The organism is Rhodococcus sp. KRD175, assembly GCF_017168275.1.
Taxonomy (GTDB): Bacteria; Actinomycetota; Actinomycetes; order Mycobacteriales; family Mycobacteriaceae; genus Rhodococcoides; species Rhodococcoides fascians.
Window position 1 is genome coordinate 27,957 of the sequence record NZ_JABFAQ010000006.1, and the last position, 26,811, is coordinate 54,767.

Annotated in this window: 28 protein-coding genes; 4 read left to right on the plus strand and 24 right to left on the minus strand. The window is 65.8% G+C overall.

Annotated features, from left to right (window positions below):
- Positions 1–109 precede the first annotated feature (109 nt).
- Positions 110–547: an OsmC family protein gene (locus J1M81_RS11680; protein WP_027494355.1), complete on the minus strand. Its 438-nt coding sequence runs from the start codon at positions 545–547 to the stop codon at positions 110–112.
- Positions 548–641: 94 nt separating this feature from the next.
- Between J1M81_RS11680 and J1M81_RS11685 the strand changes: the two genes are divergently transcribed.
- Positions 642–1,841 carry a lipase family protein gene (locus J1M81_RS11685; RefSeq protein WP_206498075.1) on the plus strand — a complete coding sequence of 400 codons (1,200 nt, stop codon included), beginning with the start codon at positions 642–644 and terminating at the stop codon, positions 1,839–1,841.
- 173 nt (positions 1,842–2,014) lie between these two features.
- Here J1M81_RS11685 and J1M81_RS11690 read toward each other — a convergent pair whose 3' ends face one another.
- The 19 genes from J1M81_RS11690 to dacB all read right to left on the minus strand — a co-directional run bounded on the left by J1M81_RS11690 (position 2,015) and on the right by dacB (position 22,189).
- Entirely contained in the window at positions 2,015–4,555 is a 2,541-nt protein-coding gene (locus J1M81_RS11690) for an ATP-dependent Clp protease ATP-binding subunit (protein ID WP_032364473.1), read from the minus strand.
- Positions 4,556–4,828: 273 nt separating this feature from the next.
- Positions 4,829–6,352, minus strand: coding sequence for a lysine--tRNA ligase (gene lysS, locus J1M81_RS11695; protein ID WP_032373866.1), 1,524 nt, complete (start codon positions 6,350–6,352; stop codon positions 4,829–4,831).
- A gap of 36 nt (positions 6,353–6,388) precedes the next feature.
- Positions 6,389–6,811 (minus strand): rhodanese-like domain-containing protein, encoded by a 423-nt coding sequence (locus J1M81_RS11700; protein WP_032364474.1) that lies wholly within the window; start codon positions 6,809–6,811, stop codon positions 6,389–6,391.
- Complete coding sequence (locus tag J1M81_RS11705; RefSeq protein ID WP_080729990.1) at positions 6,808–7,377, minus strand: cysteine dioxygenase family protein; 570 nt, start codon at positions 7,375–7,377, stop codon at positions 6,808–6,810. Before J1M81_RS11705 ends, J1M81_RS11700 begins: the two co-directional genes overlap by 4 nt.
- 137 nt (positions 7,378–7,514) lie before the next feature.
- Positions 7,515–8,315 carry a type III pantothenate kinase gene (locus J1M81_RS11710; protein ID WP_032382184.1) on the minus strand — a complete coding sequence of 267 codons (801 nt, stop codon included), beginning with the start codon at positions 8,313–8,315 and terminating at the stop codon, positions 7,515–7,517.
- A gap of 4 nt (positions 8,316–8,319) precedes the next feature.
- Positions 8,320–8,751, minus strand: a complete 432-nt coding sequence (gene panD, locus J1M81_RS11715; RefSeq protein ID WP_032399642.1) for an aspartate 1-decarboxylase — start codon at positions 8,749–8,751, stop codon at positions 8,320–8,322.
- Between the two features lie 4 nt (positions 8,752–8,755).
- Positions 8,756–9,664, minus strand: coding sequence for a pantoate--beta-alanine ligase (panC, locus tag J1M81_RS11720; RefSeq protein WP_032399599.1), 909 nt, complete (start codon positions 9,662–9,664; stop codon positions 8,756–8,758).
- Positions 9,661–10,575 carry a Rossmann-like and DUF2520 domain-containing protein gene (locus J1M81_RS11725; protein ID WP_032364477.1) on the minus strand — a complete coding sequence of 305 codons (915 nt, stop codon included), beginning with the start codon at positions 10,573–10,575 and terminating at the stop codon, positions 9,661–9,663. Before J1M81_RS11725 ends, panC begins: the two co-directional genes overlap by 4 nt.
- Positions 10,576–10,689: 114 nt before the next feature.
- Positions 10,690–11,931, minus strand: a complete 1,242-nt coding sequence (locus J1M81_RS11730; protein ID WP_196250972.1) for a DUF6779 domain-containing protein — start codon at positions 11,929–11,931, stop codon at positions 10,690–10,692.
- 90 nt (positions 11,932–12,021) lie between these two features.
- Positions 12,022–12,492 carry a DUF3180 domain-containing protein gene (locus J1M81_RS11735; protein ID WP_032369421.1) on the minus strand — a complete coding sequence of 157 codons (471 nt, stop codon included), beginning with the start codon at positions 12,490–12,492 and terminating at the stop codon, positions 12,022–12,024.
- Complete coding sequence (gene folK, locus J1M81_RS11740; protein ID WP_032399600.1) at positions 12,489–12,998, minus strand: 2-amino-4-hydroxy-6-hydroxymethyldihydropteridine diphosphokinase; 510 nt, start codon at positions 12,996–12,998, stop codon at positions 12,489–12,491. Before folK ends, J1M81_RS11735 begins: the two co-directional genes overlap by 4 nt.
- Positions 12,995–13,396: a dihydroneopterin aldolase gene (folB, locus tag J1M81_RS11745; protein ID WP_045841635.1), complete on the minus strand. Its 402-nt coding sequence runs from the start codon at positions 13,394–13,396 to the stop codon at positions 12,995–12,997. Before folB ends, folK begins: the two co-directional genes overlap by 4 nt.
- On the minus strand, positions 13,393–14,241 hold the full coding sequence (gene folP, locus J1M81_RS11750) for a dihydropteroate synthase (RefSeq protein WP_230593387.1): 849 nt from the start codon (positions 14,239–14,241) through the stop codon (positions 13,393–13,395). Before folP ends, folB begins: the two co-directional genes overlap by 4 nt.
- A gap of 19 nt (positions 14,242–14,260) precedes the next feature.
- Positions 14,261–14,887, minus strand: a complete 627-nt coding sequence (gene folE / locus J1M81_RS11755; protein ID WP_063216838.1) for a GTP cyclohydrolase I FolE — start codon at positions 14,885–14,887, stop codon at positions 14,261–14,263.
- Positions 14,888–15,094: 207 nt separating this feature from the next.
- The gene (gene ftsH, locus J1M81_RS11760) at positions 15,095–17,905 is read right to left on the minus strand and encodes an ATP-dependent zinc metalloprotease FtsH (protein WP_032399601.1); all 2,811 of its coding nucleotides are present in this window, start codon (positions 17,903–17,905) and stop codon (positions 15,095–15,097) included.
- A gap of 307 nt (positions 17,906–18,212) precedes the next feature.
- Positions 18,213–18,764, minus strand: a complete 552-nt coding sequence (gene hpt / locus J1M81_RS11765; RefSeq protein WP_027494374.1) for a hypoxanthine phosphoribosyltransferase — start codon at positions 18,762–18,764, stop codon at positions 18,213–18,215.
- Between the two features lie 11 nt (positions 18,765–18,775).
- Entirely contained in the window at positions 18,776–19,774 is a 999-nt protein-coding gene (gene tilS, locus J1M81_RS11770) for a tRNA lysidine(34) synthetase TilS (RefSeq protein WP_206498076.1), read from the minus strand.
- Positions 19,746–20,822, minus strand: coding sequence for a zinc-dependent metalloprotease (locus tag J1M81_RS11775; RefSeq protein WP_052061339.1), 1,077 nt, complete (start codon positions 20,820–20,822; stop codon positions 19,746–19,748). Before J1M81_RS11775 ends, tilS begins: the two co-directional genes overlap by 29 nt.
- Positions 20,819–22,189 (minus strand): D-alanyl-D-alanine carboxypeptidase/D-alanyl-D-alanine-endopeptidase, encoded by a 1,371-nt coding sequence (gene dacB / locus J1M81_RS11780; RefSeq protein ID WP_045841637.1) that lies wholly within the window; start codon positions 22,187–22,189, stop codon positions 20,819–20,821. The genes J1M81_RS11775 and dacB overlap by 4 nt, the downstream gene beginning before the upstream one ends.
- 178 nt (positions 22,190–22,367) lie before the next feature.
- On the opposite strand from dacB, the gene J1M81_RS11785 reads away from it, so the two are divergent.
- Positions 22,368–22,859, plus strand: a complete 492-nt coding sequence (locus tag J1M81_RS11785; RefSeq protein ID WP_027494378.1) for an inorganic diphosphatase — start codon at positions 22,368–22,370, stop codon at positions 22,857–22,859.
- A 64-nt stretch (positions 22,860–22,923) separates the two neighbouring features.
- Positions 22,924–23,382 carry a PAS domain S-box protein gene (locus J1M81_RS11790; RefSeq protein WP_032399603.1) on the plus strand — a complete coding sequence of 153 codons (459 nt, stop codon included), beginning with the start codon at positions 22,924–22,926 and terminating at the stop codon, positions 23,380–23,382.
- Positions 23,383–23,443: 61 nt separating this feature from the next.
- On the opposite strand, the gene J1M81_RS11795 is transcribed toward J1M81_RS11790, so the two are convergent.
- The 3 genes from J1M81_RS11795 to J1M81_RS11805 form a co-directional block, all read right to left on the minus strand.
- The gene (locus J1M81_RS11795; RefSeq protein ID WP_032373888.1) at positions 23,444–24,520 is read right to left on the minus strand and encodes a GGDEF domain-containing protein; all 1,077 of its coding nucleotides are present in this window, start codon (positions 24,518–24,520) and stop codon (positions 23,444–23,446) included.
- Between the two features lie 130 nt (positions 24,521–24,650).
- On the minus strand, positions 24,651–25,115 hold the full coding sequence (locus tag J1M81_RS11800) for a MarR family winged helix-turn-helix transcriptional regulator (protein ID WP_032399604.1): 465 nt from the start codon (positions 25,113–25,115) through the stop codon (positions 24,651–24,653).
- A gap of 1 nt (position 25,116) precedes the next feature.
- Positions 25,117–25,944 carry a crotonase/enoyl-CoA hydratase family protein gene (locus tag J1M81_RS11805; RefSeq protein WP_032373857.1) on the minus strand — a complete coding sequence of 276 codons (828 nt, stop codon included), beginning with the start codon at positions 25,942–25,944 and terminating at the stop codon, positions 25,117–25,119.
- 119 nt (positions 25,945–26,063) lie between these two features.
- On the opposite strand from J1M81_RS11805, the gene J1M81_RS11810 reads away from it, so the two are divergent.
- The gene (locus J1M81_RS11810) at positions 26,064–26,561 is read left to right on the plus strand and encodes a 2-oxo-4-hydroxy-4-carboxy-5-ureidoimidazoline decarboxylase (protein WP_032369380.1); all 498 of its coding nucleotides are present in this window, start codon (positions 26,064–26,066) and stop codon (positions 26,559–26,561) included.
- Between the two features lie 10 nt (positions 26,562–26,571).
- Here the strand turns inward: J1M81_RS11810 and J1M81_RS11815 are convergent, their stop codons facing one another.
- Complete coding sequence (locus J1M81_RS11815) at positions 26,572–26,796, minus strand: DUF6480 family protein (protein ID WP_032399605.1); 225 nt, start codon at positions 26,794–26,796, stop codon at positions 26,572–26,574.
- Positions 26,797–26,811: the final 15 nt, after the last annotated feature.

Here is a 26,811-nt window from a genome sequence, read left to right on the forward strand (position 1 = left end):
CCGATGCTTGACCTCGATTCGGCACCGAACCATCCGTGGATGGGTCGATTCACGAACTATTTCAAACCTGACGACTGTTCGCCAGTCTCACATCGGGTGATCCGTTCGATCAGCCTTCGAGCGCGGCGTCCAGCGTGATCTCGACACCGGTGAGAGCCTTGCTGACCGGGCAGGTCTCTTTCGCTGCCTGCGCCGCCTTCGCAAACCCGTCGGCGTCGAGACCGTCCACCTCGCCGCGGACGGTCAATTTGATACCGGTGAGCTTGAAACCGGGCTGATCCGGACCGAGCGAGACATCAGCGGTGACTTCGAGACTCTGCGGAGTACCGCCTGCTTCGGCGATCAGCGCCGACAATTGCATCGCGTAACAGCTCGAATGAGCCGCTGCGATCAGTTCCTCCGGGCTGGTGGTGCCGTCGGCGTTCTCGGCGGCACGCTTGGGAAACGACACGTCGAACGTCGCTGCACCCGAACTGGACAGCTCCACCTGGCCGGAACCTTGTTCGAGAGTTCCATTCCATGCGGTGCGTGAGGTACGTGTTGGCATCGAACCGAGTCCTTTCGTCGTCGACCCTTCATAGGGCCGATACTCAGGCTAACGTCGGCGGGGTGACCGGGCCATCGAGTGCGGAGATCTCGAGATGACGAACGAGCGAGCCACCAGTTGCCTGCGGCGAACAGCGATGATCGTGGCGGCGGCGCTCGTCTGGGGTGTCACGCTGTCGGCACCCGTCGTCGCCGATCCCCTGTCGGACTTCTACGACCTGCCGGTGGAATCGACGGGACATTCGCCCGGCGATGTGGTGCGAGTACGACCGATGAACTCGCCCAAAGGTTTCGGACTCGGCTTCGACATCGAACGAATCCTGTACACCTCCACCGATACGCACGGCGAACCCATGACCGTCTCCGGGTACACGATGACCCCCACCGCGCCGTGGCCCGGTCCCGGACCGCGACCGGTGATCGCCTACGCGCCCGGCACATCCGGGATGGCAGATCGCTGCGCTGGATCGGCGGTTCTCGGCACAGTCGGCTCGTCCCCCGCCATCCTGCCGCTACTGCTGGCCGGCTATCGCGTCGTAGCGACCGACTACCAGGGACTCGGCACTCCTGGCGGGCACACGTATCTGAACCGTCTGGCCTCGGGACACGCGTTGCTCGACGTAGCCAGAACCGCCGACGATGACGCCCCGGTGGTGCTGTACGGGTACTCGGAGGGTGGGTTCGCCTCGGCCTCGGCGGCCGAACTCGCCAATGGGTATGCCCCCGAGCTCAACATCGTCGGCGCCTATGTCGGTGCGCCACCGGCAGATCCGACGCTCAACATCGAGCCCCTCGACGGCACCACACTCGGCAGCGCCATCCTGTTCGCGGTCGACGGCATGATCAACGCCTACCCCCAACGTGCCGACGAGATCCGAAGCGTGTTCGACGCCGACGGCACCGCGCTGCTCGACGCCGCGCAGAATTGGTGCAGCACCGACCGCGCAGCGAACGACGCTTTCGACACCAGCGAACTCACCCGCGACGGACGCCCACTCACCGCGCACCTGAACGACCCCGGAATCGTCGACGTGATCGATGCGAACACCGTCGGCCGAATTGCACCGAGCATGCCGGTCTACCTGTCGCACGGCGTCGCGGACGACGTCGTACCGATCGAGCAATCCCGGGCTCTGCTCGAACGGTGGCAGGAGCTCGGTGCCGATGTCACCTACCGCGAATACGACTTTCCGGTCGTCCCGATCACGGGCGCGAACCATGCACCCGGAGCCTTGGCCGCATACGCCGACATATTGCCCTGGATCGCCGACCTCGTTCACAGATCCGACGCCTGATCTCAGCACCGAAATCAGGGTCTTCGCCGAGGCTTCTGCGCGGCCCGGGCCTGGATCAATGCGCCTTTGTTGCAGTCTGACCGACTGGAACCCACATTGGGGTTGGCTTGTGGACATACGACAACGGGCGACCCTCCGAAGAGGATCGCCCGTTGTGTTGGAACTGGTGGAACTTACTCGCTGTCGCTGTCTCCGGCGGCCTTGGCCAGGTCGACCGGAACCTCGTCGGGGACGATGATGGCTTTCTTCTCACCGCGGAACGTGAACTTCGCGTCCTCGCCTGCTCCTTCGCCGTCCCAGTTCTCGACGTCGACCAGGATGATCTGGCCGGCTTCGATCTCGCCGAAGAGGATCTTCTCCGACAACGCGTCCTCGATCTCGCGCTGGATGGTGCGACGCAGTGGCCGTGCACCCAGTACGGGGTCGAATCCACGCTTGGCCAGCAACGACTTGGCCTTCTCGGTGACCTCGATCGCCATGTCCTTGTTCTTGAGCGCACCTTCGACTCGGTTGAGCATGAGATCGACCATCTGGATGATCTCGTCTCGGGTGAGCTGGTGGAACACGACGATGTCGTCGATACGGTTCAGGAACTCGGGGCGGAAATGCTTCTTCAGCTCGTCGTTGACCTTGAGCTTCATGCGCTCGTAGTTCGAGCCGGTGCCTTCACCCGAGGAGAAGCCGAGACCGACAGCCTTCGAGATGTCTGCGGTACCGAGGTTCGAGGTGAAGATCAGCACGGTGTTCTTGAAGTCGACCGTGCGTCCCTGTCCGTCGGTCAGGCGACCGTCTTCCAGGACCTGAAGCAGCGTGTTGTAGATCTCCGAGTGGGCCTTCTCGATCTCGTCGAACAGCACGACGGAGAACGGCTTGCGGCGGACCTTCTCGGTGAGCTGGCCACCCTCTTCGTAGCCGACGTATCCGGGAGGAGCACCGAACAGACGCGAGGCGGTGAAGCGGTCGTGGAACTCGCCCATGTCGATCTGGATGAGCGCGTCGTCCTCACCGAACAGGAAGTTGGCCAGTGCCTTCGACAGCTCGGTCTTACCGACACCGGACGGGCCGGCGAAGATGAACGAGCCCGACGGGCGCTTCGGGTCCTTCAGACCTGCACGGGTACGACGGATCGCCTTCGAGACCGCCTTGACTGCCTCGACCTGGCCGATGATCCGCTTGTGCAGCTCGTCTTCCATGCGGAGCAGACGCGTGGTCTCTTCCTCGGTGAGCTTGAAGACGGGGATGCCGGTCCAGTTTCCGAGGACCTCGGCGATCTGCTCGTCGTCGACCTCGGCGATGACGTCGAGGTCACCGGAACGCCACTGCTTCTCCCGCTCGGCACGCTGACCGACGAGGGTCTTCTCCTTGTCGCGCAGGTTCGCAGCCTTCTCGAAGTCCTGTGCGTCGATGGCCGATTCCTTCTCCCGGCGTGCGTCGGCGATCTTGTCGTCGAACTCACGCAGGTCTGGCGGCGCGGTCATCCGGCGGATGCGCATCCGCGCGCCCGCCTCGTCGATGAGGTCGATTGCCTTGTCGGGCAAGAACCGATCGTTGATGTACCGGTCGGCCAGAGTGGCGGCAGCAACGAGTGCACCGTCGGTGATCGAGACGCGGTGGTGTGCCTCGTAGCGATCGCGCAGACCCTTGAGGATCTCGATGGTGTGCTCGACGGTCGGCTCGCCGACCTGGACGGGCTGGAAACGACGCTCGAGAGCGGCGTCCTTCTCGATGTACTTGCGGTACTCGTCGAGGGTGGTGGCACCGATGGTCTGCAGTTCGCCACGAGCCAGCTTCGGCTTGAGAATCGACGCTGCGTCGATGGCACCTTCGGCGGCACCTGCGCCGACGAGCGTGTGCAGCTCGTCGATGAACAGGATGATGTCGCCGCGGGTGTTGATCTCCTTGAGCACCTTCTTCAGGCGCTCCTCGAAGTCACCGCGGTAACGGCTGCCGGCCACGAGCGAGCCGAGGTCGAGGGTGTAGAGCTGCTTGTCCTTGAGCGTCTCGGGAACCTCGCCGTTGACGATGGCCTGAGCCAGGCCTTCGACGACTGCGGTCTTACCGACACCGGGCTCGCCGATGAGAACAGGGTTGTTCTTGGTACGACGCGACAGCACCTGCATGACGCGCTCGATTTCCTTCGCGCGACCGATGACCGGGTCGAGCTTGCCTTCGAGCGCGGCCTGGGTGAGGTTGCGTCCGAACTGGTCGAGAACCAGTGACGTCGACGGGGTGCCCGCCTCGCCGCGGCCGCTGCCGCTCTCGGACGGCTCCTTGCCCTGGTAGCCCGACAGCAGCTGAATGACCTGCTGACGCACGCGGTTGAGGTCGGCTCCGAGCTTGACCAGAACCTGAGCTGCGACGCCTTCGCCTTCGCGGATCAGGCCGAGCAGGATGTGCTCGGTGCCGATGTAGTTGTGGCCGAGCTGCAGTGCTTCACGCAGGCTGAGCTCGAGTACTTTCTTGGCGCGCGGAGTGAACGGAATGTGACCGGACGGAGCCTGCTGGCCCTGGCCGATGATTTCCTCTACCTGGCTGCGGACTCCTTCGAGGGAGATGCCCAGCGACTCGAGAGACTTTGCTGCAACACCTTCACCCTCGTGGATGAGGCCCAGCAGAATGTGCTCCGTGCCGATGTAGTTGTGGTTGAGCATCCGGGCTTCTTCTTGAGCCAGGACGACAACACGCCGCGCGCGATCGGTGAACCTCTCGAACATCGCTCTCCCTCACTTCTCGGTGGGTGGTAGCTCGCCCACCAGTTCTTCCAGCGCCGCAGTGTCCTGAACACTCGGTCGCTTGTGCATTCGAAGGTAAGACTGTGTCTCACTGTAGTTGGCCGACGCGACGAACGCCGACCCTCCACCCCTGAAATACTGCGTCTCCGGCAACGAGACGGACCGCCTCGTGTGCTTACTGTTCATAACGCAGGCACTTTGCAAAACGTTTCCCGATCGCTGTCCGCTGCTGGCGAACAGCTTTCTGGCCTCCGATCAGGCCTGCGACGGCTTGACGATCGGAAACAGGATCGTTTCGCGGATGCCGAGGCCGGTCAGTGCCATCAGCAGACGGTCGATTCCCATACCGGTTCCGGTGGTCGGCGGCATTCCCTGTTCCATGGCCGCGAGGAAGTCCTCGTCGAGCACCATCGCCTCGTCGTCGCCTGCGGCAGCCTGACGCGCCTGGTCCTCGAAGCGCTCGCGCTGGATGATCGGGTCGATCAGCTCCGAGTAGCCGGTCGCCAGCTCGAATCCACGAACGTAGAGATCCCACTTCTCGGTGACGCCCGGCTTGCTGCGGTGCTGACGCGTCAACGGCGACGTCTCGACGGGGAAATCACGGACGAACGTCGGTTCGGTCAACGCGTCGCCCACCTGGTGTTCCCAGAGTTCCTCGACGAGCTTGCCGTGGCCGTAGATCGGGACGCCGTCCTTGCGGGGGACTTCCAGCCCGACCTTGTCGGCGATCGCGAGCAGTTCGTCGACGGTGGTGTCGGGGGTGACGTCGAATCCGAGCGACTCCGACAACGACGGGTACATCTCGAGCGTCGTCCATTCGCCGCCGAGATCGTAGGAGGTGCCGTCGGGCAGGGTGACCACGGTGGATCCGAGTGCGGCCACCGCCACTTCCTGGACGAGTTCCCGCGTCATCTTCGCCGAGTCGTCGTACGTGCCGTAGGCCTCGTAGGTCTCGAGCATCGCGAACTCCGGCGAGTGGGAGGAGTCGGCACCTTCGTTGCGGAAGTTGCGGTTGATCTCGAAGACCTTCTCGATGCCGCCGACGACGCAGCGCTTGAGGAACAGCTCCGGCGCGATGCGCAGGTACAGATCCGTGTCCATCGCATTGGAATGGGTGACGAACGGCCGGGCCGCGGCACCGCCGTGCAGCGTCTGCAGCATCGGGGTCTCGACCTCGAGGAAGCCGCGACGCTCGAGTGCGTTACGCAGTTCACGAACGACGGCGATGCGCTTGCGGGCAGTCTCTCGGGCCTCCGGACGCGTGATCAGATCCAGGTAGCGCTGCCGAATACGCGTCTCTTCGCTGAGTTCCTTGTGCGCGACGGGCAAGGGCCGCAACGACTTCGACGCGATCTGCCATGCGTCGGCCATCACCGAGAGCTCACCGCGACGGGAGCTGATGACCTCGCCGTGCACGAACACGAAGTCGCCCAGGTCGACGTCGGCCTTCCACGCTGCGAGGGCGTCCTCGCCGACACCTGCCAGGCTGATCATGGCTTGGAGCTGGGTGCCGTCGCCCTCCTGCAGGGTGGCGAAGCACAGCTTGCCGGTGTTACGGACGAAGATCACGCGGCCGACGACCCCGACGATCAGGCCGGTCGTCGTGTCGGCGTCGAGCTCGGGAAACTGGGTGCGGATCTCGAGCAGCGAATGGGTCCGCGGAACCGACACCGGATACGCCTCGACCCCGCGCTCGAGCAACGCAGCGCGCTTGGCGCGACGAATCCGTAGCTGCTCCGGGGTGTCGTCGGCCGGCTGGGTAGAAGCTGTATCACTCACGCGCACACACTTTACAGTCCGAGACTGTCGGGACGATCAGTGCGCTGCGACGGCCTCGGCCTCGCGAACGCAGTGCTTGGCCTGCGTCAACACCCCTAGCAGCCCGGCCGACTTCAGTGCCTGATAGCCGCCGACCAGATCGGTGGCCTTGTGCAGACCCAGCAGCTTGAGCGACGCGGCCGCGAGCGAGGAGGTGTAGCCCTCGGAGCAGATGACGATCCACTCGACGTCGTGGTCGGTGGCGATCGCCAGCCGCGCGTCACTGGTGGGATCGAGACGCCATTCCAGGACGTTGCGTTCGATGGCCAACGCACCGGGCAGGGTGCCCTCGACTGCGCGCTGTGCCTGCGGGCGAATGTCGACGACGACCGCGCCGCGGTCGACAGCGTCACGGAGCTCGAAGACGGTCATGCGATCGATGGTCTCGCGAGCGGATTCGAGCATTTCGACGATGGTCATCTCGTGGCCTTCTCGGGTTCGGCGGTGAGCTCACTGCGGGTACGGCGCAGCGTGGCGCGCTCGGTCACTTCGTAGTACGACATCGCCGTCAGCGGCGGTGAGTAGGCGTGCACGCTGAGGGTGGGCCCGGTCGTGTTCGACGCCGGATCGTGCATCACGTCGTGCACCCATCCCAGCGGAAAGGCTGCCTGATCTCCCGCGTCGAGATGACGTTCCTTCAGTTCGGTTCCCGCCCAACGGTATTCGAGCAAAGAACCACTCAGGACGGTCAATGCACCGAGCGATCCGGCGTGATCGTGCAGTTCGGTGGATCGCTCGGGAACCCAGCTGATCAACCAGACGTCGAGATCGTCGTCGGAGTGCAGGCGAGTGGCCCATCGCTCGTCGGTAGGCCACAATCCACCGCCGGGAAGCAGGTGGTCGAAGCGACCTTCGAGGACGTCCGCCGCGCCTTGATCGGTGATCCGAAGCAGGTCGGGAGGACGCAGCCGAGTCGGCAATGTCGAGACCGACCGCGAGGTCGATCGGGGTCGGGAGGGTGCAGAAAATACAGGTGTGGAAAGCATGAAGCTCTACTCCAGGGGTGTGTAACGAACGAGGCAGCGGTCAGCCTCGACAACACTCCTGGGTGGCCATGCACGTCATCACGCCGACGATTCTGACACACGAACGCCCGACGCGCTACCCCGCTTCACCGAAACACTCAGCGTGGCCGCCGCTTTGCCATGTTGCGTTCGTAGACCAGTCGCAGACCCTCCAGCGTCAGGTCGGGTTCATGATGCTCGATGGTCGTCGACTCGGGCAGGATCAGCGCAGCGATGTCTCCGGTACCGATGACCGCGACGCCGGTACCTTTGACCTCCGGCACCTCACGTCTGATGCGTCCGACGAGCCCGTCCACCAGGCCGGCGAAACCGAAGATGGTGCCCGCTTGGATGCACTCGACGGTGTTCTTGCCCAGCACCGATCGCGGCCGCACCATCTCGACCTCACGCAGCGTCGCGGTGCGAGTCGACATGGCCGACGCCGAAATTTCGAGACCGGGCGCGATCGCTCCGCCGAGGAACTCGCCCTTGGCCGAGACGACGTCGACACACGTGGTGGTGCCGAAATCCACCACGATGCACGCCGAGTCGTACAGATCATGTGCGGCAAGGGTATTGACGATGCGATCGGCCCCGACCTCTTTGGGATTGTCGACCAGCAGCGGAACCCCGGTCCGCACACCGGGTTCGACCACCACGTGCACCACGTGATCCCAGTAGCGCACGAGCATCGTCCGCATCTCGCGCAGCACGGACGGCACCGTGGACAGAGCCGTCACCCCGGTGATCTGCTCGGCCTGTTCGCCCAACAACCCCCGCAACATGAACGCCAGCTCGTCGGCCGTCACATGGGGATCGGTGCGAATACGCCAATCGCGCAGCAGTTTCGAGTGATCCCCGGTGCCGGTGAAGAGCCCGACCACCGTGCTGGTGTTGCGTACATCGATTGCGAGAAGCATCGAGTCAGACCAGCACGGAGTCGGCCCGCAGATCGCGCGGCGTGATCAGACCCGAACCGGCGGGCGCATGAGCCGGGTCGCTGCCGAGCTCGACCGGCCGGTTCTTGTCGTCGACGAACACCACCCGGGGTGCGTAGTCGGCAACCTCCTGCTCGTTCATGACCCCGTAGGCGATCAGGATGACCAGGTCACCCGGGTTCACCAGATGCGCTGCGGCCCCATTGATTCCGATCACACCACTGCCCGGCTCACCGGTGATCACGTAGGTCTCCAGCCGCGCACCGTTGTCGATGTCGACGATGGTGACCTGCTCGCCTTCGAGCAGATCGGCTGCTTCCATCAGCTCCTGATCGACGGTCACCGAGCCCACGTAGTGCAGGTCTGCGTGCGTGACGGTGGCGCGATGGATCTTGGACTTCATCATGGTACGAAACATCGTGTCACTCTCCACTTTTCGGATCGTCCGGGTACTCCAAGAAACCGGTGCCGACTGCGACACCGACGTTGTCGATCAATCTCGTGGTGCCCACCTTGGCCGCCACGAGCAGTCTTCCGTCCCCACGTTCGGGAGCCGGGCCGAGATGCGGGTCGCGCACCTCCAGATAGTCGACCTGCACCAGTGGTGCCTCGTCGAGGACGGCACGCGCGGTGGCGATGATGGCCTCGACTCCGCCGGCCGCAGCGTGCGCCCCGGCCACGAGTGCAGCGGACAACGCCATTGCAGCGTCACGCTGTTCGGCATCGAGATACCTGTTGCGCGAGGACAGCGCCAGACCGTCCTGCTCGCGAACCGTCGGGACTCCGATGACCGCGACGTCGAAGTTCAGGTCTCGCACCATCTGCCGGATCAGCGTCAGCTGCTGGTAGTCCTTCTCCCCGAAGTACGCCCGATGCGGAGCGGCTATCTGCAGCAGCTTGGCCACGACGGTGAGCATTCCCGCGAAATGCGTTGGTCTGCTGGCACCTTCGAGTTCACTACCGAGCGGACCGGGATGGACCGTGGTGCGCGGCCCGGACGGGTACATGTCCGACGCGGACGGCGCGAATACCAATTCCACGCCCTCGCCGCGGAGCAGTTCGACATCGGTGTCGAGGGTCCGCGGATAGGCGTCGAGGTCCTCCCCCACGCCGAACTGCAGTGGATTGACGAAAATCGACACGATCACGACCGCGCCGGTGAGCTTCGCCTGGCGCACCAACTGCAGGTGGCCGGCATGCAATGCGCCCATGGTCGGCACCAGAGCGACCTGCTTGCCGACGCCACGTAGGGCCTTGGACACCGACGTGATCACCGCGGGATCGTGGTGAACCGTCAACTGCCCCTTCGTGTAGCTGCCCGCGAGGGTCATCGCTTCCCTTCCAGAATCTCGATCAGATCGGCTGCGGCACCGATACGTTGGGCGGACCGCAGCGACAGCGCACGGTAACCGGCGGCGATCCGTGGATCGACGGCCTCGAGCACTTCGAGGTGTTTGCCGACAGCCGCGGTATCGCCTCGGGCCACCGGGCCGGTCAGTGCGGATTGTCCGTTGCGCAGCGCATTGTCCAGTGCAGCTTCGAGCAGCGGAGCCAGAACGCGCTCGGGCACACCACGTTCGGCATCGGATCCAGGAAAACCCGGACCGGCCAACGCAACTCGCAGTGCCTCGACCGCGTCGACGACCAACGTCACGAGGTGATTGCTGCCGTGAGCCAGCGCCGCGTGGTAGAGCGCCCGGTTGCTCTCGGGCACGTGCACCGGCTCGCCGCCGATCTCGAGGACGAGGGCTTGGGCTACCGCATAACCGATCTCGTCGCCCGCGGTGATGCCGAAGCACGCCGCCGTCATCCGGTCGGTGTCCTCGGGTCCGCCGCTGAATGTCATGGCCGGATGTATTGCCAACGGAACCGCGCCAAGGGCAGCCAACGGCTCCAGTACCGCGACGCCGTTCGCGCCGGAGGTGTGCGCCACCAACTTGCCCGGCGCGACCGCCCCGGTCGCGGCGAGACCGGCGACGATCGAGGCCAGTTCGTAGTCCGGTACCGCCAGAATCAGCAGTTCGGCGCGACGTGCAACCTCGTCGACAGGCAGAATCTGCGACTCGGGCAATCGATCACGTACTCGCGCGATGGATGCGTCCGATACCGCGGCGGCACCGACGACAACGTGTCCGACGCGTTCGAGCGCCTCACCGAATGCCGTACCGACCCGACCGGCGGAGACGACACCCACGGTCAAGCGAGCCGGAGACAGACCACCAGTGAACCCTGATGAGGTCACCGAAATTTTCCTCTCGTTCGTTCCAGTCCCGCTCGGCGGGTACCAGACGTCCTGCAGGGAACACTAGCGACAGCGGCACCGAACGTGCCATGGGAAACCGGTGTGATCTGGTTCTCAGTCTGCGCGACGGCGACGGCGACGCGTGCCTGCGTCGGTGGTCGTCGTGTCGGCCGAATCGCCGCCTGCCAGCCCGGCCATGATCTCGGCGACGGAACGGCCGTTGGAGTGCGCGCCGGACGCCTCCTCGGGGGATTCGGCGCGCCTGCGTCCGCGTCGCGGTGCATCCGCCGTCTCCTCGGCAGGCGTGTCGTCGACGCGGTCGGCTGCGAAGAACGCATCGGCCGAATCGCGCAGCGAGCGGCGAGACTCCGGGTACGTGGCCTCTTCCTGGGCCGATTCGGGCTCGGGGGCCTGCTGGGGCTGGGCCTCCTCGACAGGTTCGGCGTCCTCGACAGGTTCTGATTCGGCCGGTTCGGATTCGGCCGCGGGTCGACGCGTCTGCTCGAAGTTGTATGCGGTGAACGGCGAGGTAGGCGGGCTCACCCGCCCGGCCGGCCTCGGTGCCCCGTAGGGGCGTGACTGCGCGGCCGGCGGCTCGGTGCGGTCGTTCTGCCCGGCGTCGGTGACGTCGTCGGAACCCTCCGGTGCAGAACCCTGCTCGGCAGACGCGTCCTGTGCGTACCGGGAATCGGGGTCCGGTGCCGCCGTCGCGCGGGGCATTTCGTCCGGATCCTCGGGATAGACCACCGACGTCTCGGCGGTGACCGGCTCGTCGTAGGGCGTGCCCACGCCGTTGAAGCCGGGGCCTGCGGGTCCGTTGCCGTTGCCGCCACCTCGTACGTACAACCCGGACGGTGCGGGCTGATAGCTGTCGTAGCCACGGCCACCGAGTTCCTGCATCCGCATCGCCTCGGCGCGCAGTGCGACCCGTTCGGTCGGCAGGTTGCCCTCGAACAGCACCTGTAGGTTCTGGCGCAGCGCGGCCAGTTCGTTACGCAGCGCAGCGACCTCGTCCGATTCCAACCGCGTCTCGTTGCGCACCCGGGCTTCGACGCTCATCTCGTACTCGCGTCGGGCCGAGATCTCGCGGGCGAGCTGCAGTTCGTAGACGGTCTGTAAGTCCTTGGCCTTGGTCTGATCCGCAGCCGCTTCCCTGCGGTACTTCGTCATCGCGAACGCACCGATCACCGCGGCCCACAGCGCCGAGAGCACCCCGACGCGCATCCACTGAACGCTTTCGCTGAACAACAACAGCACACTGGCGACGATGCCGAACACGACGAGCGCCGCGAGGAACAGCTGGCTCGCACTACGCCGCTTTCGGCGTCCCTTCTTGGCGCGAGTCTGATCTGTCATGTCCTCAAGGGTAACCGGCCTGTCGGTCGCATCCGGTCATCCCCGACCGATCACGTGCACAACGAAGGTAACGATCGAGGGACGGATACGTTATCGGGAGCGCTCGTCGTCCCGATCTTCCGGGGTGCGGCAGCACTGCTCGAGCCACACCGCGGCGGCGACGACGGCCAGGCCCGCGACGAGGGCCACGATCGCTCCGGCTCGGTCCGCGGACGCCGCTCGCACCGTTGCCGCTCGTGGCAATACGTACACCAGGAAGCCGACGCACACCCCCACCAGAGCGGTTCCCACCAGCAGCGACGCCTTCGCCAACACCAGCGCCCGGAAGACCGTCAACGGATGCAGGTCGTGCAGACCGGTACCCACTCGATGCTCGGCGATGCGATTGCGGACGATCACCGCGGTCACCACTTCCACCACCGCGACCAGATACAGCGACGCTCCGGCGTACACCGGGATCGGCGGAAACGAACCGTAGAAAACCCGCACCAGCAGCCACGTGCCCACTGCGGCGATCAGAAACAAACCCAAGACATCCCAGATCTTGGTGGGATTGGTCACCACAGTCGATCACCGTCGCCGTCGAGACGGACGACTCCCGCTCGCTCGTCCGTACTCAGACGCTCGAGCAGCTCGGATATCGGCACGTCCGCCCCGTCGACCCGAAGCGTGGCGTCGGGCTCGACGTCCAGCCACGGCATCAGCACGAACGCGCGCTCGTGCGCACGGGGATGGGGAAGAATCAGGCGCGGGTCGTCACTGATGACGTCGTCGCACACGATCACGTCGACGTCGAGGCTGCGGGGTCCCCAACGCTGCACTCGAACGCGGTCCGCTGCCTCCTCGAGTTGCTGCGCCAGACGCAACCAGTCCCACGGGCCGTAGGCATCGTCCTCGGCCACCACGATCGCGTTGAGGAAGTCCTGTTGCTCGACGCCACCCCACGGAGCAGATCGATGCACGGCCGAGCACGCCACCACGCGCGAACCCAATTCCGTTGTGACAGAACGCAAGTGGCTCATCGAGTCGCCGATGTTGCTGCCGATCGACAGCACTGCACGGCTCACTTTCGCTCCCGATAGGCCACCACGGCAACGTCGCCGAACGTCAGGGGAATGGGAGCCGACGGCTTGTGCAGCACCACCTCCACCGCGTCGACTCGGGAGTCGTAACCGAGCACCACCTCGGCGATCTCGGCGGAGACCGTCTCGATCAGATCCCGGGACGGGCCCGCTACGACCGCCGCGGCATGTTCGGCCAGCTCGCCGTAGTGCAACGTCCGAGTCAGATCGTCGGTCTCGGCCGCGGGCGAGAGATCCATCCAGACGGTGATGTCGACGACGAAGTCCTGGCCGTCTCGCTTCTCGAAGTCGAAGACACCGTGATTGCCGCGGACGGTCAGCCCGCGCAATTCGATGCGGTCGCCGCGACGAGTCCCTGCAGCGGCACTGTTGATCTCGCTCATGCGCGACCACCCTGCCATGCCCGCACGACGGCCACCGCGTCGAGTGACGACCGGACGTCGTGCACCCGCACTCCCCACGCGCCGCCGGCGACGGCGAGGGCCGAGACGACGGCCGTCGCGATCTCCCGGCCGTCCGGTGGACGCGGTGAACCGTCGGGTTCGGCGAGAAGCGAGCCCAGAAAACGTTTGCGGGACGCACCCACCAGAACCGGGAAACCGGATTCCACCAGGATGGGCAGTCCGCGCAGCAGCTGCCAGTTGTGCTCCGCGTTCTTGGCGAATCCGAGGCCCGGGTCCAGCACGATCCGCGACGCGTCGACCCCGGCGCTCACTGCGTGGTCGACCTGCTCGAGCAGTTCGCGGCGGACGTCGGCGACCACGTCGTCGTAGTGATCGGCCGGACCGGTGTGCCGGAACGTCGAGTCGGCGGCCCGCCAGTGCATCAGGATCCACGGCAGTCCGCCTCGCGCGACCACGCCGGCCATTGCGGGGTCGGCTCGACCGCCCGAGACGTCGTTGACGATCGACACCCCGGCCTCGATCGCCGCAGCGGCGACGTGTGCGCGCATCGTGTCGACGCTGGTGCTCACGCCTTCGGCGGCCAACGCCGAGATGACCGGTACGACGCGCTGCGCCTCGACCGACGGGTCGACGCGGTCCGCCCCGGGGCGCGTGGACTCCCCGCCGACGTCGACGATGTCGACTCCCAGCCGATGCATTGCCAGACCGTGTTCGACGGCCGCGTCGACGTCGAGGTAGCGACCGCCGTCGGAGAACGAATCGGCCGTCACGTTGAGAACGCCCATGACGATGGGCGCAGCGGGAACGGAGCGCGCGAGAATCATCGTGATCGGACCGGAACCGTCATTTCCGGAGGATCAGGTCCAAGGCTTCCGAACGCGATGCCGCGCTGGACTGCAGCAGACCCCGGACCGCAGAGGTGGTGGTGCTGGCACCGGGCTTGCGGATACCGCGCATCGCCATGCACAAGTGCTCGGCCTCGATCACGACGATTGCGCCGCGTGGGTCGAGCTTGCGCATCAACGCGTCGGCGATTTGGCTGGTCAACCGCTCCTGCACCTGGGGACGCTTGGCGTACATGTCCACCACGCGGGCCAGCTTCGACAGACCGGTCACCTTGCCGCTCTTGCCGGGGATGTATCCCACGTGGGCGACGCCGTGGAACGAGACCAGGTGGTGCTCGCACGTGGAGTACATGGGGATGTCTCGAACCAGAACCAGTTCTTGATGGCCTTCGTCGAAGGTCGTGTTCAGCGCGGTGTCCGGATCGGTGTAGAGGCCGGCGAAGATCTCTCGGTAGGACCGGGCGACACGAGCCGGGGTATCGAGCAGGCCCTGGCGGTCGGGATCCTCACCGACGGCAATGAGCAACTCGCGTACCGCGGCCTCCGCGCGGGGCTGGTCGAACACCGCGCCCGTGGCAAAGGCCACCGTCTCCACGATTCCCTGCTGCGGGGCGGCGGATTGCACGGCTGCTGGGACTTCTGCCGAGTCGCCTGTCGACTCGTCGGTCCTGTTGACTGACACGAGAACGTACCTCCGGTTGGGCTCCGCGAATGTGGCAGCTGGGCGGGCGTGCTGCTCGGTGTGAACGGCTCGCCGACGAACAACAGCACGGGTTCGAAACGACGCACTGGGTCGACCGTCACGGTCGACCCAGTCAGCCTAATGATCGGACTAGCGGTGTGAGCCGCCCGGTCCTTCCCACCGTTGGGTGCGTGGGCCGGCGTCGCCGTCGTCGTTTCCGTGACCGTCGCCGTGCTCACCCTGTTGCGACTCCTCCGACGAACCATGAGCGGGTCGATCGTCTCCGGGCAGCGGGTAGTTGTGCGAGCTTTCCGGAACCTCCCACGTGGGAGTCGACTCCGGCGCGCCCTCGGAATTCTCGCCGTAGGGAGGCTCGTGCCGGGACGTGCGACCGTGCTCCCCGGCGTCCGGCCGGAACGGATCCGGCTGGTACTGCGGCGGCTGATACGACTGCTGCGGCTGCTGCGGGTCGTACGACTGCTGCGGCTGGGGCGGCTGGTAGGACTGCGGCTGCTGATACGTCGGATGCTGACGGTAGCCCTGATCCGAGTCCTGCTCACGCGGAGGCTGGTACTGAGCCGGCGGCGTGGACGGGCCTTGGTAGCGCGGCACCTGTGGCTGATCGCGCGGCGGCCAGCCGGGTGCCGACCAGCCGGCGGGAGCGCCGTAATCGGGGCCCGAACCATTGGGACCCGATCGGGGCTCGGGCCGGCGATAGCCCTCGGAGTATCCGCCGCCCGTGTTCGGCCCGTAGCTTCCGTTGGCAGGACCGCCATTGGCGGCGCCGTTGTAACCGCCGCCGTTGTAGTCGCCGGGGGCTGGCGCGCTACGTCGACCGGAACCCGTGTTCGGTCCGAGCTCGCCGGTGCCCGGTGCGCCGTTGCTGGGGGCGCCGTTGGTGGGTGCGCCGTTGTAACCGTTGCTGCCGTTCTGCTGCCCACCCTTGGTCAGCTGCGGCGACCCGGCGTAGCTGGGCTGCGGAAACTGTTGCGGTGGAAGCTGTTTCGGTGCCGGTGGCACCGGAGGCCACGGCTCGCCGCGCTCGGCTGCGAGCTCGCGAGGAGTCTTGACCGGCGGCTTGTCCGACGGCTTACGGTCACCGAAGTCGTTGAACAGCGTGATGCGCGGGCGCTTGGTGACGCTGTGGAAGATCTTCTCGAGGTCCTTGCGGGTCAGCGTCTCACGTTCGAGCAGCTCGGAGGCAAGGGTGTCGAGCAGGTCGCGGTACTCGTTGAGGATGGCCCACGCCTCGGTGTGCGCGGCTTCGATGAGCTTGCGCACCTCCTCGTCGATTTCGCGTGCGACCTCGTGCGAGAAGTCGGACTGCTGTCCCATCGAACGACCGAGGAACGGGTCGCCCTGTTCCTGTCCGTAGCGAACGGCACCGAGCTTGCTGCTCATGCCGTACTCGGTGACCATAGCGCGGGCGATCTTGGTGGCCTGGTCGATGTCCGAGGACGCTCCGGTGGTCGGCTCGTGGAACACAAGCTCTTCCGCGGCGCGTCCACCCATGGCCATCACCAGGCGTGCGATCATCTCCGACCGCGTCATCAGGCCCTTGTCGTCCTCGGGGACCGTCATCGCGTGGCCGCCGGTGCGACCGCGCGCGAGGATGGTCACCTTGTACACGGGCTCGATGTCGGGCATCGCCCATGCCGCGAGAGTGTGGCCACCCTCGTGGTACGCGGTGATCTTGCGCTCGTGCTCGCTGATGATGCGGCTCTTGCGGCGCGGACCACCGACGACGCGGTCGACGGATTCTTCGAGCGACGCCTCGGTGATGACGGTGCCGTTCTCACGAGCGGTGAGCAGTGCCGCTTCGTTGATGACGTTGGCCAGGTCTGCACCCGACATTCCGACGGTTCGCTTGGCCAGACCTTCGAGGTCGGCATCCTGCGCGACGGGCTTGCCGGCCGAGTGCACCTTCAGGATCGCTCGACGGCCGGCCAGGTCGGGGGCACCGACCGGGATCTGTCGGTCGAAGCGGCCCGGACGCAGCAGGGCCGGGTCGAGGATGTCGGGACGGTTGGTGGCGGCGATGAGGATGACGCCGGTGCGCTCACCGAAGCCGTCCATTTCGACGAGCAGCTGGTTGAGCGTCTGCTCGCGCTCGTCGTGTCCGCCGCCCATGCCTGCGCCGCGCTGGCGGCCGACGGCGTCGATCTCGTCGACGAAAATGATGCAGGGGCTGTTCTGCTTCGCCTGTTCGAACAGGTCGCGCACGCGGGATGCACCGACGCCGACGAACATCTCGACGAAGTCCGAGCCGGAGATGGTGAAGAACGGGACGCCCGCCTCGCCTGCGACGGCGCGCGCCAGCAGCGTCTTGCCGGTTCCGGGAGGGCCGTACAGCAGAACGCCGCGCGGAATCTTGGCACCGAGGGCCTGGTAACGCGCCGGGTTCTGCAGGAAGTCCTTGATTTCGTAGAGCTCTTCGACAGCCTCGTCCGCGCCCGCGACATCGGCGAACGTGGTCTTCGGCATATCTTTCGTCAGCTGCTTGGCCTTGGATTTGCCGAAGCCCATGACACCGCCGCGGCCGCCGCCCTGCATACGGCTCATCACGAAGATGATCACGCCGAGGATCAACACCATCGGGAGGATGAGCAGCAGGAACGAGCTGAACCAGCTCTCCTGGGTGACGGTGGTGTTGTAGCTGTTCAAGCCCTGCGAGTCGACCTTGTCGAAAATCTGCTCGGACGCCGAGTCCGGATACTTCGCGATGATCTGCTTCTCGTTGTCCGTGGCGTCGGAGGCCTCTTTGAGGGTCAGCCGAATCTGCTGCTCACGGTCGTCGATCTGCGCGGACTCGACATTGCGGTCGTCGAGCTGGGCGATCGCCACCGAGGTGTCGACCGACGTCCAGTTCCGCGTGTCGTTACCGAAGTAGCTGAAGGCATAGATCACCAACAGAATGCCGAAAACGATGGCGAGATTTCGTATTACTGTCTTCCGATTCATACAGCTTCAGCCGACTCGGCCGTGTCCTTTCAGTCCGCTCCCGCGCGCTGGCTGCTCCCTGCCCGCCGGATACTCCAGGCTACCGCGAGACTCGGACATCGGACTCGCTCTTACCTGGCGCTCTGCGTCCACGCGCCTGTCGGCGTCGACGCTTCTTCCCCTCCAACGACTGCACTCCCCCGGCAGTTCCCCGTGTATCGCCGCACACTATCCGGATCGATGGACCATTGCATACGTCTCGGCGCGGCAATGGTCCATTCACGGACGGTCCAGCGCAGCGACACGGGCGGAACCGAAAGAACTCGGATCAGCTGTACACCTTCGGGTCCAGCAGACCGATGTACGGCAGATCGCGGTATCGCTCGTTGTAATCGAGGCCGTAGCCGACGACGAACTCGTTGGGGATGTCGAAGCCCACGTTCGCGACCTCGACGTCGACCTTGATCGCGTCGGGCTTACGCAGCAACGTCACCACCGACAGCGAGGCGGGCGACCGGGTCGCCAGGTTGCGCTTGAGCCAGCTCAGCGTCAGACCGGAGTCGATGATGTCTTCGACGATCAGCACGTGGCGTCCGGTGATGTCGCGGTCGAGGTCCTTGAGAATCCGGACGACGCCGGAGGACGACGTCGACGAGCCGTAGGAGCTCACCGCCATGAACTCGAGCTGCGCCGGGATGGGCAGGGCCCGCGCGAAGTCGGTCATGAACATGATCGCGCCCTTGAGAACGCCGACCAGCAGCAAGTCGCCTTCGGGAGCACCCTCGGGATACCGCTTGGCAATTTCCTCTGCGAGTTCCGCGGTCCGTGTTTTGATCTGTTCCTCGGAAATGAGAACCGATTCGATGTCGCCCTCGTACACGGGGTTTCCCTTCATTCGTTCTCCAGGCCGACGCTCAGCCTGCCATGCCGACGCGAGCACACCAACCTCGCCTCCGGCGTTCCCCCAGGCAGCGCAACTCCGCCCTGCCCGGTCCAGCACACGACGAGCGCATCGACAGCGCGGATCTGACGGTCCGACAACGACGTCACTCCCCGGCCGAGGAGCCAGCGACGCACCACTCGGCGGCGGATCGCAGGGTCGGACGATTCGATCGCCGAGACGTCCAACTCGCGCGTGTTCGTATCGACGACGGCCGCGGCGATGGCGTCGAGCGCCCGGCCGTCGTCCTGCAGCTGCTCGGCCGTGCGGGCCAGAGCCGGAGCGACGCCCCCACCGAGCACGTCCTCGAGCAACGGCAACACCTCGTGGCGTAGTCGCACCCGGGTGAAGTCGGGATCGGAATTGTGCGGATCTTCGAACGGTTCGAGTCCCAGCTCCGCGCACGCGGCTCGCGTCACGGCGCGGCGCACCCCGAGGAGCGGGCGACCCCACGGGTCGTCGAACGCTGCCATTCCGGCGATAGACCGAGGCCCCGAGCCCCGACCGAGGCCTAACAGCACCGTCTCGGCCTGATCGTCGAGAGTGTGCGCCACCAGCACCGAGGCATCACCGCGCGCGGCGTCCAATGCGTCGTATCGGGCTCGGCGAGCGGCGGCTTCCACCCCACCCGTACCCGCCACGGTCACCGTCAGCACCCGCGCATCGGCGACGCCCAGCAACCGGGCACGCTCGGCGGCGACGGCAGCCACCTCGGCCGATCCCGCCTGAAGTCCATGATCGACGATCAGCGCCGCCACGTTCGAAGCCTCGGCTGCCGTCGCCGCAGTGAGCGCCAGTGAATCCGCACCACCGGACAACGCCACCGCTACCGGGCCGGGATGCGCCGCCAACCAACCCCGCACCGCACGCCGAACTTCCAGCAACGCCGGAGACTCGGGCAGCTTGGGTCGTTCCGCAGGCTCAGCCAAGGACTCGCGCGACCCACGCATCCGGGTCCTCGATCTCAGACAGCAACGGCAGGGTGTCCGGTCCGGTCCACACCGTGTTGAAGCGTTCCATTCCCACCGAGCCGACGACGTGATCGACGAATGCCTTGCCGCGTACGTATTGCGCCATCTTTGCGTCCATCCCGAGCAGTGTGCGGACGACGCGTTGCACGGGGTTGACCTTGCGTTGGCGTCGCCGATCGAATGCGCGGCGGATCTGCACCACCGACGGCACGACGGCCGGTCCGACGGCGTCCATGACGTGGTCGGCGTGACCTTCGAGCAGTGTTCCGAGAACGAGAAGCCGGTCGATCGCCTGCCGCTGCGGCTCGGGCTGGGTCGCGCGGAGCAGACCGATGATGCCGGCGTCCTCGGCGGATCCGCCGGGATTCTTCCTGGCCTTCAGAGCGCCGCTCAGCCGAGTGAGGACATCGGACATCGGCTCGTCGGTGCCGTCGGAGAGCAATCCGACGTTGTCCCGCATGTACTGCCCGAGCCACGGCGCGGAGGAGAACTGCACTCGGTGGGTCACCTCGTGCAGGCATACCCAGAGTCGAAAATCACTGGGCGAGACGCGAAGTGCACGTTCGACGGCGATCACGTTGGGTGCGACCAGCAGCAGGGTGCCGCTCTCACCGGTGAACGGATCGTACTGTCCCAGAATGGCACTGGACAGGAACGCGAGCATGGCACCGGCCTGCAACCCGGCGGGCTTGCCACCGAGCAGACCGGTCGGGGGTGCCTCGTTCTCGTCCCCGGTGAGGTGCTTCATCGACGCAGCCGCTGCAGCGATCCATCCTGCTCGATCGACCACCTGGGCGTCGGGCACCGGCAGACCGTCGGCCAGACCGGTCGTCTCCCGCACCGGCCCCTCGGCCCGAATCGATGCTGCGGCAAGCTCTTCCACGGCTGCGGCGGCGGTGTATCGCGAGGTGGCCGGTCCCGGGCGGGCCAATCTCGCTCCGGCCTTCGCGGCCACCGCCCAGTCGACTGCGCCGGCGAACCCGGACGTGGCGCCGTTGTCGTCGGCGGTTGCTGTTTCGGTGCTCATCGGCAACCACACATTCTCAGGGTCGATGCGACGGCATCGAGGGCGGGTCGACTGACATCGGGTGGCCGGTCGTTGGACATCAGGGCGAACGTCAGGATCCGACCGTCGACGTCGACGACGTATCCCGCCAGAGCGCTTGCAGCGGAGAGGGTTCCGGTCTTCGCGCGAACCCAGCCGGCACCGGTACGATCACCCGAGGCGTACCGATCGGACAGCGTTCCGGTGGCACCGGCGACCGGTAGGTAGTCGAGCATGGGCCGCAGTGCCGGTTGGCCGCTCCCGGCTGCCGACGTCAGCACCTGATCGAGCAGGCGCGCGGGAATCCTGCCGTCGACCGACAGTCCGCTCGCGTCCTGCAACGCCAGACCCGCCATGTCGAAGCCGGCCGAGAACAGGGTCTGGCCGATGGACGCCACCGCCCCGGAAAAGCTTGCCGCCGTATTCATCTCGAGCGAGAGTTCTCGGCCCACCGCTTCGGCCAGCACGTTGTCGGACCGATAGATCATCTGCTGCAGCCGATCCCGCAACGGGGCCGACTGCACCGATGCGATCTGATCGGCACCCTCCGCCGCCTTGCCCGTCGTCACCGCAGCGGGGTCGACGCCGAGTCCCGCGGCGAGGGCGCGGCCGGCATCGAGGGCAGGCGTGGTGCTGCGCGGCGATTCGTCGACGAGGGGGTTCGAGCGGCCGCCGTCGAGCATGATCGGTTCGATCGGGGTGATCGATCCGGCGGCGATGTCGGCCGGGAACCAGCCCTGGGCCATCGTGTCGCCGGAGTAGATGGACGTGTCGACGCTGATGCTGCGCACTGCGGTTCCGCTGCGGCGGATCTGCTCCACCAGGTCGTCGATACGCGCCGCTCCCGGATAGAACCCGGTCGTACCCACCGGCAGGGCGGTGAGCGTGGGGTCGCCGCCGGCGATCAGCACGATGTTGCCCTCACCGCTGCCCTGGACCACCCGGGTCGCGACGCGGTGGTCGGACGGAAGCGCGAGCATCGCGGCCGCTGCCGTGAGCACCTTGGTCGTCGATGCGGGAGTCATGGGCGTGTCGGGATTCTGCGACCACAGGATCTGGCCGGTCTGCGCGTCGGCCACGGTGCCGGTGAAGGTGCCGAGCGCGGCGTCGTCCACGACGGGTGCGAGCGCGCCTGCGAGACCGGCTGCGCTCGGCACCGGGGCGGAGTCGGGGAACGCGGTGATCGACGGGTTCGGCAGCACAGTCTCGGGCGGGGGTGCGATCGCGGCGTCGACACTTTCGGAGACCCTGGGCAGCACCAGAGCGGCGGTCGTGACGGCAAGGACCACGACGAACACCGCGCACAGCGTGAGGATCAACCGCTTCTTCCTGCGTCTGCGCCCCGCCATGGGACCGAGGAATCGCCGTGTCAGCCCCGCCACCGTTCCTCCGTCATTGCCGTGGTCGTACCCATGATCGTCGAGTCAACAGTATCCTCGGGTCCGGTAGCCTTGCGCCGCCACCATAGAGACATTCGCAAACCACTCGAGCCCGCTCGGGCTCGAACCAAGACAGTGAGGACTGCACGTGTCGTTCGACGTCACCATCGAGATCCCCAAGGGGCAGCGCAACAAGTACGAGGTCGACCACGTCACCGGACGTGTTCGTCTCGACCGCTACCTCTACACCGCGATGGCGTATCCGGCCGACTACGGCTTCATCGAGAACACCCTGGGCGAGGACGGCGATCCGCTCGACGCGCTGGTGCTGCTGCCCGAGTCGGTGTACCCCGGTGTCATCGTCGAGGCCCGCCCGGTGGCCATGTTCAAGATGGTCGACGAAGCAGGCGGCGACGACAAGGTGCTGTGTGTGCCGGCCGGCGACACCCGCTGGGATCACATCCAGGATCTGAGCGACGTCTCGACCTTCGAGCTCGACGCGATCAAGCATTTCTTCGTCCATTACAAGGATCTCGAACCCAACAAGCACGTCACCGGTGCAGACTGGGTGGGTCGCGCAGAAGCCGAGGCCGAAATCGCTGCGTCCTTCAAGCGTTTGACGGACAATCCGGGTCACTGATCCTTTCGGCATCACAACACCTCGTTTCGGCCGTGTGCCGACGAACCACAGTTTGGGGAGACGTATGACCGACAGCACTTCCAACGGCACCGCCGGTGATCGGCGCAATCTGGAGTCGCGGCCGATATCGGACCCGACCCAGTTCCCCGATCTGCCGGTGACCGTCGTTCTCGACCGGATCCCGGTACCGATTCTGGCTGTCGATCCCACCGGTGCCATCGTGTTCGCGAACGAGGCCTTCGACGATCTGTTCGGACTCGACCGGACAGAACGAGAGGACTTCCACCTGCACGACATCTTCCCGGATCGAGCTCCGGAGGGCGTGAACGTCGCGGAGATGTTCCTGACCACCGTCGCCACCCGTGCGGACTCCCTGTGGCGGATGACCGACAAGACCGGCGACATCTTTCAGGTGCGGGCCAGCAAGTCGATTCTCAGGCGCACCGAGGACACTATCGTGCTCGTCGCGTTGGAGGATTTCACCGACCAGCTGTGGAACGACCCGAAGAGCGCTCTGCGCTGACGGTTCGAATCGTTCTCCCCAGAACGTTTCCCGGGAACGACCAACGGTGTACATCGGCATGTCAGGTGCCGGTGTACACCGTTGCTTTGTTTCCACCCGCGTGTTTCGACTCGTACATCGCTGCGTCGGCGTCGAGCAGTCCGTTGTGCATCAACTCGGCCGACTCGTAGGACGAATCGGCCGACCGCCACTGGCCGGCATCGAGTATCGCGACCCCGATGCTGACCGTCACCGGCACGTCGTCGCCTGGATCGTGCACCGCCTCGCGAATGTCGTCGGCCAGGTGTTTGGCGGAGTCGGCGTCGACCGGAACGGCAATCGTGAACTCTTCACCTCCGGTCCGCGCCACGCACGGACGTCTACCGGTGACAGCGCTCAGCCGTCGCGCTGTCCGGCGAAGAACCCGGTCACCCATCGCATGGCCGAAGGTGTCGTTGACCCGCTTGAACTGGTCCAGATCGACCACCATCAACGCCACGGATTCAGTGTCGGCCAATCTGCCCAGCATCCGCTCGAGCCGCAGTTCCAGACCGCGCCGATTGAGCAGGCCCGTCAGAGAGTCGGTGTTGGCGAGGTCGAGCTGGCGTTGGATGACGGCGCGAAAGGCGAGCACCGAGTTGACCACGAGCACCGTGACGAGAGCGCGCGCGATGATCGAGGCCGGGTCGTCCGGGCGTTCGAGGACGGCCAGAACCGCGAGCAGCAGAATGACTGCGTTGACGAACGCCGTGTGAAATTTCAGTACGTTGCGGCGGGAGAAGTACGCGATGTAGGTGCCGATCACCGAGAACAGGGCAGCCCCGTACAGAGCCAGGTCCCGGTCCGCAAAGGTCAGCAGTAGCCCCGACACCCCCACGTCCGCATAGATCACGAACCATCCGGGCATGTGCGAGGCGTCCACCGACCGTAACCACCACCACGCTCCCACCGGCAGGGTGGAGAGCAGCACGATCGTGCAGATCAGCACGGCCGTCGTGCCCACCGGACCGTCGTCCGACAGCATGATGATCGCGCCGATCACTCCGAACGACGGGACGAGCACTGCGATACCCCTGGCCACGCGACGCTCGAGCCGGATCGAGCCCGATCGGGGTCCGATCTCGGACGACGGGGAGGGTAGGTCGTGATCGGTTGGCATCGCGTCCCCTCCGTCCGTTTCGAGCAGTCCGAGCATCCGGGTACGACGGCGTCGCGCCCCGGCCGTCGAGGCAGGGCTCGAGCGTACGAAACGACTCGACCGTCGTCACCGAGTTCTCGGAGTCCGAGGCTCAGACGTTACCCGGGCGTTGAGTGGGCAGGTCCGGTCTGATGGTCTCGTAATCGGTCAAGAATCGATCCAGCAGTCCGACCAGCGTCGCCCGATCCTCCTCGGCCCATCCTTCGATGACTCGTCCGAGGTTCTCGGTGCGGCGTTGCTGGATGGCGGCTGCAGCTTCCTCACCGGACGGGGTGGCGGCCAGAACGAATGCCCGCCCGTCACGTTCGTCGGGTACCCGAGCGACGTGTCCTCGCTCGACCAGCTGGCCTACCTGCCTGCTGACCGTGGACGGGTCCGAGTTGACCATCGCGGCGAGCTCGCTGGACCGCATCGGTCCGTCGCGCAGCAGGCGGAACAGGCATACGTAGGCGGCACCGTCGACGCCGCCCGAGGACGAGATCTGCGCGATGTTGCGCTCCCGAATCCGCTGCAGCCGAACCAGCTGTGTACCCAGCTCTTCGGCGTATTCGACCACGTCAGCTACCGGTGAATTGGGCCGGACGCTTCTCGAACACCGAGGTGATGGCCTCGGTGAGATCGTGCGAGGCGAGGAAAGCCGCGTTCCAGGCCGCGACGAATCTCAGCGAGTCGTCGACGCTCGCCGACCGGGAATGGTCGAGGACGGTCTTGATGCCCTGCACCACCAGGGGCGGGTTCGCAGCAATGGCCGCGGCGCACTCGCGGGCGGCCGCGAGGACGGCATCGTGGTCCTCGAACACGTCGTTGACCAGGCCGATCTTCTCGGCGCGCGCCGCGTCGATGTCCTTGCCGGTCAACGCGAGCTCACGCATGTGGCCGTCGCCGATGATCGCGGGGAGTCGAGCGAGAGATCCCATGTCGGCGACGATCGCGACACGCACCTCGCGGACGCTGAACTTCGCGTCGGCGCTGGCATATCGCACGTCGGCGGCGGTGATGAGGTCGACGCCGCCACCGATGCACCAGCCCTGCACTGCGGCGACGACGGGCTTGCGGCAGTCCGCCACGGCGTTGACGGCCTTCTGCATCGTCTTGATGGTGTCGTGGAACGTGGTCCTGGGTCCGGCGAGTGCTTGGTCGGCCATCAGCGGTCCGAACGTTCCGGCCATGGCCGGCAGGTCGAGACCGTAGGTGAAGTTCCTTCCGGAGCCCGCGAGAACCACGGCCCGTACCTCTGGATCGGCATCGAGTCGGTCGAACAGTTCTGGGCATTCGCTCCAGAAATCAGGGCCCATGGCGTTGCCCTTGTTCGGCCCGAGAAGTGTCACGTGCGCGATGTGGTCTGCGATCTCCACAGAGAATGCGGTCCAGTTCCGTTCGGTCATGCTGCAAGCCTAGCGGCAGATGCAGCAGTACCTACAGGGCGTGTTACGCCGAGTAACGTCTGCGCTAAGAGCCTGCTCAGCTATGGCAATGACCGACTCCGGTCTTCCATCATTCATGCATGTTGATGCATCAGGGGTTGGGTCTCGAGACATTCAACGATCTGCCGCGTCGCAAGGCGGTCCACGCGCTCTACGAGTGCTGTTGCTCGGTTGCCTGGGCCTCACGTCTCGCCGACGGCCGCCCGTACCGGTCGCGGGACGAGTTGTTCACCGCGGCGGCCGCCGAGCTGAACGAGTTGTCCGACAACGTCATCGACGCCTTGGCCGCGACGCTGCCCGAGCCGAACAAGATGTGCACGACCATGGACGCAGAATCACGTAGCGCCCTGGGCACCGCAGCGCGCGCGTACGAATCGAAATTCGGCTGGCGGTACGTCTCGAACCTGATGATGGCTCCCGACGGTTTCGAACCCAGGGACGTGCTGATGGAGCTCGGCCATCGACTCGACAACGACGAACCGACCGAACGGCTGGTCATGCGCAGGGAGTTGGTCGAGATCGATCACCGTCGCCTCGGCCGACTGTTGGGTCCCGAAGGCGGCTGGCCGCCGTACTGACACCGCGAAATCAGCCGAACAGGCCGACAACTCGACCGATCAGGCCACCGGCGATCACGATCGCCAACAATGCCACCAGAACGACGACGACGATCGGCATCACGCGACTGCGCTGCGGCGGTTCGTGGTTGGGCCCACCGACTGCTGTCTCGGCTGGAGGAGTATCGCCCGGCGTCACGCTACCGCCCGCTTCGAGGCCGGCAGTCTCATCGGGTTCTGGATTCTGAGCAGTCATGAACCCGGAGTACCC

Excerpts from the sequence above, each read along its gene's own strand:
- J1M81_RS11700 (WP_032364474.1), bottom strand. The coding sequence starts at position 6,811 with ATGACCATCGTCGAAATGCTCGAATCCGCTCGCGAGACCATCGATCGC.
- J1M81_RS11815 (WP_032399605.1), bottom strand. The coding sequence starts at position 26,796 with ATGACTGCTCAGAATCCAGAACCCGATGAGACTGCCGGCCTCGAAGCG.
- J1M81_RS11775 (WP_052061339.1), bottom strand. The coding sequence starts at position 20,822 with ATGAGCACCGAAACAGCAACCGCCGACGACAACGGCGCCACGTCCGGG.
- J1M81_RS11710 (WP_032382184.1), bottom strand. The coding sequence starts at position 8,315 with ATGCTTCTCGCAATCGATGTACGCAACACCAGCACGGTGGTCGGGCTC.
- ftsH (WP_032399601.1), bottom strand. The coding sequence starts at position 17,905 with ATGAATCGGAAGACAGTAATACGAAATCTCGCCATCGTTTTCGGCATT.
- panD (WP_032399642.1), bottom strand. The coding sequence starts at position 8,751 with ATGTTTCGTACCATGATGAAGTCCAAGATCCATCGCGCCACCGTCACG.
- J1M81_RS11805 (WP_032373857.1), bottom strand. The coding sequence starts at position 25,944 with ATGACCGAACGGAACTGGACCGCATTCTCTGTGGAGATCGCAGACCAC.
- folB (WP_045841635.1), bottom strand. The coding sequence starts at position 13,396 with ATGAGCGAGATCAACAGTGCCGCTGCAGGGACTCGTCGCGGCGACCGC.
- J1M81_RS11685 (WP_206498075.1), top strand. The coding sequence starts at position 642 with ATGACGAACGAGCGAGCCACCAGTTGCCTGCGGCGAACAGCGATGATC.
- panC (WP_032399599.1), bottom strand. The coding sequence starts at position 9,664 with ATGACCCTCGCGGGCAGCTACACGAAGGGGCAGTTGACGGTTCACCAC.
- folP (WP_230593387.1), bottom strand. The coding sequence starts at position 14,241 with ATGATTCTCGCGCGCTCCGTTCCCGCTGCGCCCATCGTCATGGGCGTT.
- tilS (WP_206498076.1), bottom strand. The coding sequence starts at position 19,774 with ATGCGTGGGTCGCGCGAGTCCTTGGCTGAGCCTGCGGAACGACCCAAG.
- J1M81_RS11730 (WP_196250972.1), bottom strand. The coding sequence starts at position 11,931 with ATGACAGATCAGACTCGCGCCAAGAAGGGACGCCGAAAGCGGCGTAGT.
- J1M81_RS11795 (WP_032373888.1), bottom strand. The coding sequence starts at position 24,520 with ATGCCAACCGATCACGACCTACCCTCCCCGTCGTCCGAGATCGGACCC.
- J1M81_RS11680 (WP_027494355.1), bottom strand. The coding sequence starts at position 547 with ATGCCAACACGTACCTCACGCACCGCATGGAATGGAACTCTCGAACAA.
- J1M81_RS11705 (WP_080729990.1), bottom strand. The coding sequence starts at position 7,377 with ATGCTTTCCACACCTGTATTTTCTGCACCCTCCCGACCCCGATCGACC.
- J1M81_RS11810 (WP_032369380.1), top strand. The coding sequence starts at position 26,064 with ATGTTGATGCATCAGGGGTTGGGTCTCGAGACATTCAACGATCTGCCG.
- J1M81_RS11690 (WP_032364473.1), bottom strand. The coding sequence starts at position 4,555 with ATGTTCGAGAGGTTCACCGATCGCGCGCGGCGTGTTGTCGTCCTGGCT.
- dacB (WP_045841637.1), bottom strand. The coding sequence starts at position 22,189 with ATGGCGGGGCGCAGACGCAGGAAGAAGCGGTTGATCCTCACGCTGTGC.
- J1M81_RS11790 (WP_032399603.1), top strand. The coding sequence starts at position 22,924 with ATGACCGACAGCACTTCCAACGGCACCGCCGGTGATCGGCGCAATCTG.